General features: G+C 52.8%; 10 protein-coding genes. 8 read left to right on the forward strand and 2 right to left on the reverse strand.

Annotation, left to right across the window (positions count from 1 at the left end; all coding sequences use genetic code 11):
* The first annotated feature begins 176 nt into the window (after positions 1-176).
* The 8 genes from Q0294_RS07540 to Q0294_RS07575 all read left to right on the forward strand — a co-directional run bounded on the left by Q0294_RS07540 (position 177) and on the right by Q0294_RS07575 (position 9,812).
* A complete protein-coding gene (locus Q0294_RS07540; protein ID WP_299462758.1) occupies positions 177-1,607 on the forward strand; it encodes a HAMP domain-containing sensor histidine kinase in 1,431 nt (476 codons plus the stop codon).
* Entirely contained in the window at positions 1,576-2,994 is a 1,419-nt protein-coding gene (locus tag Q0294_RS07545; RefSeq protein ID WP_299462761.1) for a sigma-54 dependent transcriptional regulator, read from the forward strand. Before Q0294_RS07540 ends, Q0294_RS07545 begins: the two co-directional genes overlap by 32 nt.
* Before the next feature lie 58 nt (positions 2,995-3,052).
* Positions 3,053-4,513 carry a sulfatase gene (locus tag Q0294_RS07550; protein WP_366917920.1) on the forward strand — a complete coding sequence of 487 codons (1,461 nt, stop codon included), beginning with the start codon at positions 3,053-3,055 and terminating at the stop codon, positions 4,511-4,513.
* Between the two features lie 252 nt (positions 4,514-4,765).
* Positions 4,766-5,728 (forward strand): MoxR family ATPase, encoded by a 963-nt coding sequence (locus Q0294_RS07555; RefSeq protein ID WP_299462767.1) that lies wholly within the window; start codon positions 4,766-4,768, stop codon positions 5,726-5,728.
* Positions 5,729-5,796: 68 nt separating this feature from the next.
* Positions 5,797-7,134 carry a DUF58 domain-containing protein gene (locus tag Q0294_RS07560; protein WP_299462770.1) on the forward strand — a complete coding sequence of 446 codons (1,338 nt, stop codon included), beginning with the start codon at positions 5,797-5,799 and terminating at the stop codon, positions 7,132-7,134.
* Entirely contained in the window at positions 7,131-9,149 is a 2,019-nt protein-coding gene (locus Q0294_RS07565) for a transglutaminase family protein (protein WP_299462773.1), read from the forward strand. Before Q0294_RS07560 ends, Q0294_RS07565 begins: the two co-directional genes overlap by 4 nt.
* A 198-nt stretch (positions 9,150-9,347) precedes the next feature.
* A complete protein-coding gene (locus Q0294_RS07570) occupies positions 9,348-9,551 on the forward strand; it encodes a hypothetical protein (protein ID WP_299462776.1) in 204 nt (67 codons plus the stop codon).
* 84 nt (positions 9,552-9,635) lie between these two features.
* Positions 9,636-9,812: a hypothetical protein gene (locus tag Q0294_RS07575; protein ID WP_299462782.1), complete on the forward strand. Its 177-nt coding sequence runs from the start codon at positions 9,636-9,638 to the stop codon at positions 9,810-9,812.
* 56 nt (positions 9,813-9,868) lie between these two features.
* Here Q0294_RS07575 and Q0294_RS07580 read toward each other — a convergent pair whose 3' ends face one another.
* A complete protein-coding gene (locus Q0294_RS07580) occupies positions 9,869-11,023 on the reverse strand; it encodes an FN3 domain-containing metallophosphoesterase family protein (protein ID WP_299462785.1) in 1,155 nt (384 codons plus the stop codon).
* 247 nt (positions 11,024-11,270) lie between these two features.
* A complete protein-coding gene (locus Q0294_RS07585; RefSeq protein ID WP_299462788.1) occupies positions 11,271-12,554 on the reverse strand; it encodes a Gfo/Idh/MocA family oxidoreductase in 1,284 nt (427 codons plus the stop codon).
* Positions 12,555-12,650 lie beyond the last annotated feature (96 nt).

Here is a 12,650-nt window from a genome sequence, read left to right on the forward strand (position 1 = left end):
ACATGCCGGTGGTCTGGATTTTCAGAAGTCGGGATGGCGACAGTACTTCGTTGTCGCGTTTGGGGGGCGTTTTGCTTTATCATATCTGATGCAGGGACCGATGTTGTCTTTGTCAGAGGCACTCCTCCCCCTTGAGACGCCGTTTCCTTATTTCGCAACAGAAAGCAGTCCGAACCATGCGCTGGCCGTTGAGGTACCAGATTCTCATTCCCATGGTGGGAATCATGGTTTGCGCGATTGTCAGCGTGACATTATGGCACGCCTATCTTTCGACCAGTCAGATCAAGTTGCAGATTCGAGATCAGTTCCGGCAAATCGCGCATACGCTGAACGATGCCACGTTTCCTTTAACAGCGGCGGTGTTGAATCAGACGAAAGGGCTTTCGGGCGCCGATTTTGTGCTCGTCGGTCAGAACGGCGAGATCCTATCGTCGACCCGTCCTGATTTTGTACCGCAGGCAGTGACGCAGGAACCTCCCGAGTGGAACGAGCTGCAGATTTCCGATGTGATTCAAACCGGCGATGCACATTTCTTTCGTGCCGTCGTGAAGATTCAGCAACGTGCCCGCGCAGAGGATCTCCGGTATCTGTATATTTATTATCCGGTGAAAGAATATCGGGAGGCGCTGTCGAATGCCATTTATCCTTCTCTGCTGGCTGGCAGCATTGCTCTGATCGTGGTGGCGTTCCTGGCGACGGTGATCGCCGCACGTGTGACGCGGCCTTTGCAGCGGCTGGACAGAAAGGTGGCGCAGATTGCACACGGAGATTTCCAGCCCATGGTGCAGCCGGTCCGCGATGATGAGATTCGTGATTTAAGTATTTCGATCAATCAGATGGCGGGGCTGTTAGGCGATTATGAAGACGAAATCAAACGCAGTGAGCGGTTGAAGACGCTGGGACAACTGCGGGGGGCGATTGCGCATCAGTTACGCAATGCCGTCACCGGCTGTCGCATCGCGCTGGATCTGCATCTGCGAAAAAATCCCGAGAGCCAGCAGGATGAAACGTTGCAGGTGGCCAATCGCCAGTTGTGTCTGATCGAACAATATCTGCAGAGTTTTCTGGAGAATAAAGGGGGGCACTTTTCCAGTTTTACGCCCGTCTGTCTGAGTGAGATTGTTTCCAGGGTCGTCAGTCTGGTGATGCCGACCGCGCGGCACTTTGGAATCGAACTGGAACAGACGGAAGTGGCAGCCGCGATCTCGATTCAGGGAGACGCCGAATCGCTGGAGCAACTGATTTCCAATCTGATCCTGAACGCCATCGAAGCGGCGGTTCCGGTGGAGTCAGATCAGAGCACAAAACCAGCCGATGTAGGCCGGGTCAGTATCAGGCTATTTCAAAGCAGTCCGGAGTCTGTTACTTTGGAAGTGCAGGATACAGGCTCTGGTCCCGACCCGGCGATTGTCAATAAAATGTTTGAACCCCTGGTGACAGCCAAAAAAGATGGCACCGGCCTGGGTTTATTTGTGGCCAGCGAGATCGTCAAGAATCATGGCGGGCAGATTCGCTGGGAGCGGCGGGATCAGCAGACGTGTTTTATCGTCGCGTTGCCTCTGATGAATGTGGAGAATGAGAGTGTCGAAATTACTGATTGTGGATGATGAAGAATCCATCTGCTGGGGGTTAAGCCAGTTAGGGGAGAGTCACGGCCATCAGGTTGTGACGGCTTCGACGGCCGAGCAGGCGTTGAGCCTGGCTGAATCGGAGCGGCCGGATGTGGTTGTGATGGATGTCCGTTTGCCCGGTATGGACGGGCTGACCGCGATGCAGGGACTCTACGATCGAATCGGTCCGGTGCCCGTGATTGTGATTACCGCATATGGCGATCTGCAGACGGCCGTCGAAGCGGTTCGCAAAGGGGCCTTCGATTATATCGTGAAACCATTCGATTTGAATCAGATGGAACAGGTGCTGCAGAAAGCCGTCAATGAATCACGGCGCGAGGAACTGGTGCCCGGCGAACCCCGCCAACTGGAAGGTCTGGTAGGGTCCACGCCGGAAATGCAAAACGTGTTCAAGTCGATTGCACTGGTCGCCGGTTCGGAGGCGAGTGTGCTGTTGTCCGGCGAAAGTGGCACGGGCAAGGAACTGGCAGCGCAGGCCATTCACCGTTTCAGCGAACGAACCGCCGGTCCTTTCGTGGCCGTGAACATTGCCTCCCTCAGCGAAAATCTGGCAGAGAGTGAACTGTTCGGCCACGCGCAGGGCGCCTTCACGGGGGCTGAATCGGCGCGGGTTGGTTTTCTGGAACAGGCCGATCAGGGGACACTGTTTCTAGATGAAGTCGCCGACATCCCGCTATCGATTCAGATCAAACTATTGAGAGCGCTGGAAGAAGGGGAAGTGCTGCCCGTCGGTTCGAACAAACGGATCAAAACCAGTTTTCGCGTGATCGCCGCCACGCATCGCAATCTGGAAGCGTTAATCAAACAGGGGAAATTTCGACACGATCTCTATTTTCGCTTGTGTACGTTTCAGATTGAGATTCCCCCGTTAAGGAAGCGGGTGGGTGATATCCGGGTGCTGGCGGAATTTTTTCTGGAGCGGTTTGTGGATCGGCAGACAGGCATGCGGCATCGACTGACTTCGGAAACGATCGCCGAACTCGAACGACGCCCGTGGTACGGTAACGTGCGCGAGCTGCGAAATTCGATTGAACACGCGGCGTTACGGGCACGCGGGGGAACCATCCTGCCCGAAGATCTGCCGGCTGCGGTTTCCAAATCATTTCTGGGAATGGAGGAGTCCGACACCGACTCTGATGCACAGATTGCCGAGCTGCTCAAGCAGTGGGCCGAACAGCAACTGACTGATCCGGAACAGGCTGCGAATATTTATGAGAAACTCCTGGCGTTGATTGAACCTCCGGTGATGGAAATCGCTTTGGAGAAATTTCACGGGCAATGTGCGCCGGCGGCGCGCTGTCTGGGCCTGCATCGGACGACGCTGAGCAAGAAACTGAAACAATACGGAATTGAAAACAGTTGAAACGATTTAACTGAGGGTATTCAACATGACACAGATGGCGCGCTGCATTTTGATGTTGATGTTTTCTTTGATGGCTCTCGGGAATTCGCTGGTTTTTGCGGCGGAGAAAACAAAACAAAAGCCGTTGAACTTTGTGTTCATTCTGGTGGATGATCTCGGTTATATGGATGTGGGCTGTAATAATCCGGATACGTTTTACGAGACGCCGCACATCGATCAGCTGGCGAAAACGGGCATGCGGTTCACCAATGGTTACGCCGCCAATCCGGTGTGCAGCCCCACGCGTTACAGCATCATGACCGGAAAATATCCGACGCGCGTGGATGCGACCAACTTCTTTTCCGGCAAACGCGCCGGAAAATTTCTGCCCGCACCGCTCAATGATCAGATGCCTTTGAGTGAAGTCACCATCGCGGAAGCGTTGAAAGAACATGGCTACTCTACTTTTTTCGCCGGGAAGTGGCATCTGGGACCGACGGAAGAGTTCTGGCCGGAAAAGCAGGGCTTCGATGTGAATCGGGGTGGCTGGCATCGCGGCGGTCCTTATGGCGGTAAGAAATATTTCTCCCCTTATGGAAATCCCCGTTTGACCGATGGACCCGAGGGAGAACATCTGCCCGACCGGCTGGCGAGCGAGACGGCGAAGTTCATCGACGAACATCGAGAGCAACCCTTCTTCGCGTATCTGGCCTTTTATTCGGTGCATACACCGTTGATGGGGCCGAGCCCGCTCGTCGCCAAGTATCAGGCAAAAGCGAAACGCTTGGGGCTGACGGGGCAGGAAGAATTCGCCGATGAAGAGCAGGTGTTCGACGTTGATGAGAAACGACGCGTGCGGATTCTGCAGAACCACGCCGTTTATGCGGCGATGGTCGAATCGATGGACAGCGCGGTAGGCAAGGTACTCGCGCAATTGGAAAAATCGGGGCTGGCTGAGAACACGGTGGTGATGCTGACTGCCGATAATGGCGGGTTGAGCACGTCCGAAGGTTCTCCCACATCAAACCTTCCCTTGCGGGGCGGGAAGGGCTGGCTGTATGAAGGGGGCATTCGGGAAGTCTTTCTGATTCGCTGGCCGGGAGGCACGCAGCCGGGCAGTACCTGCGATGAACCGGTTATCACAACCGATTTTTATCCCACGATCCTCGATCTGGCCGATTTGCCTTTGAAGCCGGAACAACATCTGGATGGGGTGAGTCTCAAACCGTTTTTGCAGGGTGAGGAACCGCTGAAGCGCGAGGCCTTGTATTGGCATTATCCGCATTACTCCAATCAGGGGGGCATCCCCGGCGGCGCGATTCGCATGGATGACTGGAAACTGATTGAGCGTTTCGAAGACGGCAGCACTCGACTTTACAATTTGAAAACAGACCTGGGAGAGCAGACTGACCTGACTGCAAAACATCCGGAGCGTGTGGCTGCCATGCGCCGGAAACTGCATGCATGGTATCAGGAAACCGATGCGAAGTTTTTACGCGCGAAACCGGATGGACCGGAACCCTGGCAACCTGGAAAATGAATGAACGTATGCAGAGGAAAGACAAGGGTCAGCATCAATCGTGTGTACTTAATTTTCCAACAAAGCTGCTTCACAAAAAATTTAAAAATGGATTTGCTTCACTTGGAAATATTTGCCGGTCAGTCCTTTCATTTTCCTGTGATCTGTTATAATCCCCTATAGCACTTGGGTTTGTGGTGAAATATCATTTTCGGCAAATCACTTGGAATCTGCATATCCCCGATCAACCTCTTTAGATAATTGAGAAGTCGAATGGCGCAATCCACGTTGCCTGAACAGAGCGAAAAATATGCCCAAAAGCTGAGCCTGTTGAGGAAAAATCTGAGCAGCGTGATCCGGGGAAAGTCAGAGAGCATCGACATGATGATGGTGGCCTTGCTTTGCAGCGGGTCGGTGTTGATGGAAGATGTTCCCGGCACCGGTAAGACCACACTCGCGAAAGCGCTGGCCCGATCGCTGGATGTTCCCTTCAATCGGGTCCAGTTTACTCCCGATCTGCTGCCGACCGATATTCTGGGGTCTTCCATCTATAATCCCGTTGATGGCACCTTTCATTTCCGCAAAGGGCCGATCTTTTGTAACATTTTACTGGCCGACGAAATCAACCGCGCGTCCCCCCGCACACAGTCTGCCTTGCTGGAAGCCATGAGTGAATCGCAGGCGACCATCGAAGGCGTACGCTATATCCTGCCGGCCCCTTTCTTTGTCCTGGCGACACAGAATCCGGTGGACTTTCATGGCACCTATCCTCTGCCGGAAGCACAGCTCGATCGTTTTCTGATTCACCTGCAACTGGGCTACCCGGATGCAGAGAATGAAATTGAAATTCTATTCGCGCAATCGACCGAACATCCGGTGGACCATCTGGAACGGGTCCTCAATCATGAAGAAGTTCTGCAGATGCAGGGGCAGGTCAAAACCGTGCACGTCGATCACAGTGTGGCCCGCTATATGATCGCTCTGGTGCAGGCGACGCGCGACGATCCCCGACTGAAGCTGGGGGTCAGTCCCCGCGGTTCACTCATGTTGTTTCGGGCTTCGCAGGCCATTGCGTTTCTGAAAGGCAGGAATTATGTACTGCCCGATGACGTCCAGCATATGGCAGACTACGTGTTAGCACACCGGTTGATTTTAACGTCGAAAGCAAAGTACAGCAGTATTACCAAAATGGATGTGGTCTCCGATATCGTTCGAAAAGTGAAAGTTCCCAGTTAGCATTTCGCTGAATGGAAGTGAGTGGAATGGTCTTTTCAGCTCATTAATTTAGAAGTGTTGAATCAGTAATGCATGTCTCGGAATACGATCCTTATTCGCCGACGATCAGAAAAAAAGATTCATTTACGAATCGTCTGCTGCTGGTGCGGATGCACAAGCATTACTGGTATTATCGTGTGACGTATCCGGGGAAAATATTGCTGTTCGGTTTCTTTTTATCGGGCATCGGCACGATCTCGGTTTCCGTCCCCATCTATAATCTGTTCAGCGTGCTGATGGCGCTGATTCTGATCGACGGCATTGCTTCCTGGATTTTCCGCCCCCGCTGTGATCTGAAAGGAGATTTTCCCGCTCAGACAACCGCCGGTCAGCCGGCGATCGGTCACTTCACGGTAACCAACCGGGGCTGGCTGCCGATTTATGATCTGGCAGTCGCCTTTCGCTGGCTGGAGAAACCGCTGACGCAGATCGATCGCGATGATACCCTGGAATGTCTGCCGCGCGGGGAATCGGTCGATCTCACGGTGACGATCAACGCGCCGCAACGAGGCTATTATGCCCTTCCCAAACTGGGCGTGCACACGTTGTTTCCTTTTCATCTCAACCGTTCCGGCAGCGCCGCATTGCCCGGAAAATCGCTGCTGGTTCTGCCCGCTTTTCATCAGCTTACGAGCGTTGATTTACCGGTGGGCAACAAATTCCAACCGGGAGGCATCGCCTTGACTTCCAATGTGGGAGAATCTCCGGAGTACGTGGGAAATCGGGAGTATGTTCCCGGCGAACCGGCCCGCAGGCTCGATTTTCGGTCCTGGGCCCGGCTGGGTAAACCGGTTGTGCGGGAATACCAGGAAGAATATTACTGCCGCATTGCCTTGATTTTAGATACCTATATGCCCGCCGATACCTGGCTGATCCGCAAGCTGAAAGCCGTCGGCCAGCGGTATCATCCGAAAATGGAAGAGACTCGGTCCATGAATGTGCTGGAAGCGGGGATCAGTTTGACGGCTTCGATTGCCGACGCCTTGTCGCGCGGAGAATATCTGATTGACCTGTTCGCCGCCGGTCCGGAACTGTATGTGTTTCGGGCGGGACGCCATACCGCGCACTTCGACAACGTTCTGGAAATTCTGTCCTGTGTGGATCGTTGCCCCGATGATCCCTTCGAGACGATCGGACCAGCCGTATTTGAGGAACTGTCCAACGTCTCGACGGCGGTCTGTATTTTTCTTGACTGGGATGAACAACGGGAAAAAATGGCGCGGGCCGTGCTGGATTCAGGTTCCAGTTTAAAAACAATCATCGTTCACGATGGCCCGACGACACTACCTTACAATTCCGAGGAATTCGGTCAGGCGTATCATTTTACGACCGACGAAATTGCCAAAGGCAAGGTGGAATCGATATGAATACGCAGCGTACCATTGCGTTCATCTTGATCAGCCTTGAGAGCGCTGCCTTTGGACTGCTGTCGGAAACACTTTTTTTCTCTGCCGGTATCATCCTGCTGGCCGCGTTATCGTATATGCCGATCTTAAGCTATCCGTTTTCACGCCGCCAGGTATTCTGGGTTACCAGCGTGCTGGCCATTCTGTTCATGGTCAAATTTATGCTTTATCGGCATGAGTTCACACTGGATCGCATGGCCATCCGGACTCCACTGGCTTTTGCAGCCGCACAGTTTGTGATGACCGTGCAGCTGCGCCAGTTTTTTGACAGCCACTGTGTTCCATTCCTGCCGAATTCCTTTCCGTTATTTGGCATCGGCGCGTTTATTCTGACGGGGGATATCCTGGTTCACGGTTCCAAAGCCCTGCAGTATCAGATTTTAGTTTTCAGCTATATTCTGTTGACGGGCGTCTTTTATCAACTGGGGCACCCGGTTCGCACACCGCGGGGAAAAGAGAAACGAAGGTGGTCGATCTATCTGATTCGCGCCCACATTTTTGCCGTGATCTGGCTGTTAGGCTGGCTGACGGCGACCGGACTGGATCGCTATGAGCGCGAACTGGATCAACTCTATTACCGTCTGATTGAACCGCGTACGACGGGAATTACATCGCGTGCCGGATTCTCCACGATTTCAAAGCTGGGCAGTTTGACCAGTCAGTTTGACTCCGGTTCCGAACACGTGAAATTACGCATCAAATCGACCGATGAACCAGGTTACCTGCGCGGTCGGGCGTTTGTGCAGTTCTTTAACTCGGAATGGCATTCTGATGTCGGCAATCATAACGCGGCCATCATTGCCGTGCCCCCCGCAGGAGTCGAAACCAACATTCTTCCGGAAGGTGTCTGGTTCCAGATGGGACAGGCAAACTCTTCTGACTGGATTGAATTTGAAGTCTGGTCAGAGGCGTCTGAGCATATTTTTGCGCCGTTGAATACGCCTCTGGTTCATGCGGTGGCTCAAAACGTGCAATTTGACAGCCAGAATATTCTGACATCACGGTCTCTGGAAAGCGGTTTTCCTTACGCGCTTTTTCTGCCGCGCAAACAGTTGCCCCCTCGTCCTGAATCGGACCTGTTTTTACAGAGATTGCTGCAACTTCCTTTTGACATCTCGCCCGAGGTCAAACAACTGGCGCAGCAGATTTTTGCCGACTGTAAAACCTCTGCTGAGAAGATCGACCGCATTCAAAAATATTTTCCGGACCACTATCAATATGAGCTGGGGATTTCCGTGCCGCGCGGAAAAGATCCGATTACCTATTTTCTGCTGGAAAAACCGAACGCCCATTGTGAATATTTTGCATCGGGCACAGCCCTGTTGTTGCGAATCGCGGGAGTTCCGTGTCGATATATTACCGGTTATGTCGTACGTGAAAGAAATCACTACGACCAGTTCTGGGTGGCCCGCAACAGACACGCGCATGCCTGGGTCGAAGCCTGGGATGAGCAGCGGGGCTGGGTCACTGTAGAATCCACGCCGGCAGCCGGACAACCCGATCACTATTCGCCCAGCCCGGTCAGGCAGTATTGGGAATCGTTTATCGGTCAGTTTTCCCGACTGAAAACCGCCTTGCAGCAGGGGCAGTGGATTCTGGCATTATCCGAGGCGCAGTTACCTTTAGCACTACTCGTCTGTGGAGTCGCGTTCTGGTTCGGGTTGAAGTGGGTCATTCGTCTCTGTCAAAAGAAATTGCGGGAGCGGGCCGCCTTTCGCGCAGATCCGGTTCATATTCAGGAGCTGCATCTGCTGCTGACACAGATGGATCGTTTGTTGAGAAAATATCAGCTCGTGCGCCAACCGGGTGAAACGCTGACGCAGTTTTCCAGACGCATTCAAAGTCAGAGCATTTCCGACTGGTATCGTACCTATGCCAGCAGTCGCTTCATGCCGGAAGGGGCTGACACACAGGAGTTAATTGTTCAGTTGAGACAGCAGCTGCTGGAATTCCGCCAGCGAAAATCTCCCCTTTAAGGCTTCGATCGGCAAATTTTGCGTGAAAAAGGGGTTGGCACGCAAACGCGGTCTGGCTAGAATCCGACCCTCATCTCTCACTTCTCAACACAATCACCCCTTTTTGTATGTACGATTTTAAAAGACGAACAGTGTGTTCGCCTTCTTTGTCTGCGCGCCTGCTAAATGAACTCTAGAAAATTGAACGGGATTCTCTCAATGAAAGTTCTCTCCAAAGCACTCATCATCGCGATCATTCCCAGCATTTCCCTGTTGGCTACCGGCTGTGATCTACTTCCGCATGCACTGCAACCCAGTCAGTGGAGCAAGCTGAACCGCGGCCCGGCACCACGTCAGGATACCTACTTTTCCGTTCCCGATCACATTCCGGAACTGGAACAGAAGTCGGTTTCCGAGAAATAAGATTGATTCCTTCCAGAGTAAATCACCTTTGTCTTGGTATGAGCATCAGTTTCCAAAACACTTTGAAAAATGGATGAAAATCTCATGAATCAGAATCTCATGAAGGCGATGATCCTGGTAGTGGTTCCCGGCATTTCTTTGATTACTTCAGGTTGTCAAAAATTGAATATGCATCAAGCACCACGTGAAGATACTTATTTTTCTGTTCCCGATCACATTCCGGAACTGGAACAGAAGTCGGTTTCCGACAGCGATCACTGATCCCGACCAGGCCGCTTCAAACGTTTGAATTTTGCGGCTGTGCGTGAAGCGTACGTTTACGGTTTGACGGGTTTACGGGACGCTTTGGGAAAATTCTGGCGGTCCAGAACTTCATTGTTCAAGCTCTTCAACTCGGCGGTCATGGTTCCGGAACTCCGTTCGCAGGTCAGTAACAGATAACTGTCCTTGCCCGCCAGAAATTTGGAGTGCGGATCGGCGTACTGCGTGCCCGTTCCACTGAGCGCGGTATTGTAAAAAGTCAGACCGTCGACCTCCGCCCGCTCGGCGAAATACCCAAAGCCGGTGACGCAGATGGTTCCCCTCTGAAACAGCGTAAACCAGCCGCCTTCAAGCTGACTCCGCATACTCGCATTACGCTCGTTGTACAACGTGACGATGTGACCGGGGGCCTGTTTTGTGACCGACTGATACCAGAGATATTGGGCCGAATCCCTGCCGAACGGGTGGCAGGTTTGCCAGGTGTTGCCGAAGTCGGAGATGTGGTTGAAGTCGAGACCGATGAATCTCACGTCAAACTCAGGAATGTCAAAGTGCCATTTCCATTCGTCATCAGGAAGTTCAAAAAAACGGCGAAATGCGGTGGCTTCGACGTCATACACGGCATGTGCGGGAGGCTTTTTTCCACGGGGATGAATTTCACGGTCATGGTTTCCCAGGATCGGCAGGAAAGGCGTGGAGCGAAACAATGTTGGATAGGCGTCAATCAAATTGATGTAAGGGGTTATACAATCGCGCTGTCCCGGTCCGCATTTCTGCCAGAGATTGTTGATGTTATCTCCGGCCGTCAGCAGCAGGTGGACGTCTTCTTTGATCAGACTGGATAAGTCGGGCAGAGACTGCCAGTCGGCAACAATCGCGACGCGCAGCGTTTCCGTGGGATAGGCTTTGAAGGTGTGAGTTGCGGACTGCCGGTTTCCCGTTTTCACCGAGTAGTGATAGATTGTGTCTCGATGCGCTAAGGGGATTTCAACATGATGCAGCGTCGTGGCTTCATCGATCCGGAAGCTTTCCATTGTCTCCGGCGATAAACCATAACGCACCTCGGAATCACCGGGCTGTTCGGTCAACCAGTTGACGACCATTTTGTCAGGTCGATTGGTGTTGTGTGTTAACCAGATCCGTTGAATTTCTGCTGCATTGGCCAGTATCGGGAGCAGATTAAGGCAGAGAAAAAAGAGCAGAGATTTCATAGGATATGGCTCGCATGAAGTTCGTGTTCAATATTGGTGTCGGCATTCAGACAGTGGTAATAGTATGATGATTCACTCACTGGTTGTGAATCATCAGATCAGCACTCAAATCCAAGAAGTGAGAGAACGGCTCAATAATGACAGTTCTTGCGAATGCCGGTTTTCTGAACCGGCAAAAAGCAAGGGAGCCGAAACTGTGTCGGCTCCCTTGTTTTATGATTGTCTGTTGCTGAGCAGTCTGACGGGATCAGACTTTGGGTTCCCAGCCTGGTTCGTATTCTCGCGTCCACAACGCCATGGCTGCTTGATCATTCTGAATGTGACCGTTCGTCGGGTCACAGGTCAGCGTGCGGCCGGTGCGGTGGGCGATGTTACCAACGTGGCAGAGTAGAGTGCTCTTGTGTCCGATTTCAATTTCGGCATTCAGATTGAGCGGCTCGTTGTTGCGGATGGCGTCAATGAAGTTTTGAGTGTGTTCGCTCATACCCTGATTGCCGTCCACTTTTTCGATCTCTTTGTCCTTGGCGTCCAGAATCCGGTATCCGCCTGAAATACCAAGAATCAAAGTCCCGTTGCTGCCGAAGAAGGTCACAAAGTCATTCTTGTGACGGTTGCAGCTGGTTCCCTGCCAGGTGATCTGTTTGCCTCCGTCAAATTCGTAAGCAACCACCTGTGTATCCGGAGTTTGCTGATCATCGACGAAGGCATAACGACCGCCACTGGAAACAACCCGTGTTGGATAATCCACACCCAGACCCCAGCGGCAGAGATCGAGCGAATGCACGCCGTTGTTACCGAGTTCGCCATTGCCATAATTCCAGAACCAGTGCCAGTTATAATGAATCACGTTGTCCGTGTATTTCTGACGGGGCGCCGGTCCCTGCCAGAGATCGTAGTTCAGTTCCGGGGGAACGGCGGCTGGTTTGCCGGTGCCGATGGAACCGCGGGCACTTTCATAAAACGCACGGGACAGGTAGACATCGCCGATGGCGCCTTCTTTGAGTTTCTGAATCCCTTCCATAATCGACTGGCTGCTGCGTCGCTGGCTGCCCATCTGGACGGCCCGTTTATTTTTGCGAGCCGCTTCGACCATCATTTCGCCTTCTTTGGGATTATGGCTGCAGGGTTTTTCGACATAAACATGTTTGCCAGCCGAACAAGCCAGGATGGTCGCCGGTGAATGCCAGTGGTTGGGGGGGGCGACGATCAGCGCGTCGACGTCTTTGTCGTCCAGAATCTTGCGAAAATCGCCGATCGGTTGAGGCGCTTTTTCGGTGGCTTTCTCAACGGTTTTGACGGCATTCGCCAGTCGGGTATCGTCGGTGTCGCAGACATATTTGATTTCGACACCGTCCAGCGCACCGAAGGTTTTGGCCAGAGCCAGCCCGCGTTGCATCCCCATGATTCCAATGGTCACTTTTTTACTGGGTGCTTTATTGGCGGCTGAGAGAATTGCTGGTGCAGCAATCCCGGCGGCGGTCATGGCCGCTGTTTGACCTAGGAACGTGCGACGACTGACAGAATCGGACATTGTCTGGTTCTCCATTGACAGGGGAGTAAAGGCAAGGCGGGATAAGGCATAAAAACAAACCCTATTCTATCCGCTTATGAAAGCAATGAACACGCA

Source organism: uncultured Gimesia sp., from assembly GCF_937919775.1.
Lineage (GTDB): Bacteria > Planctomycetota > Planctomycetia > Planctomycetales > Planctomycetaceae > Gimesia.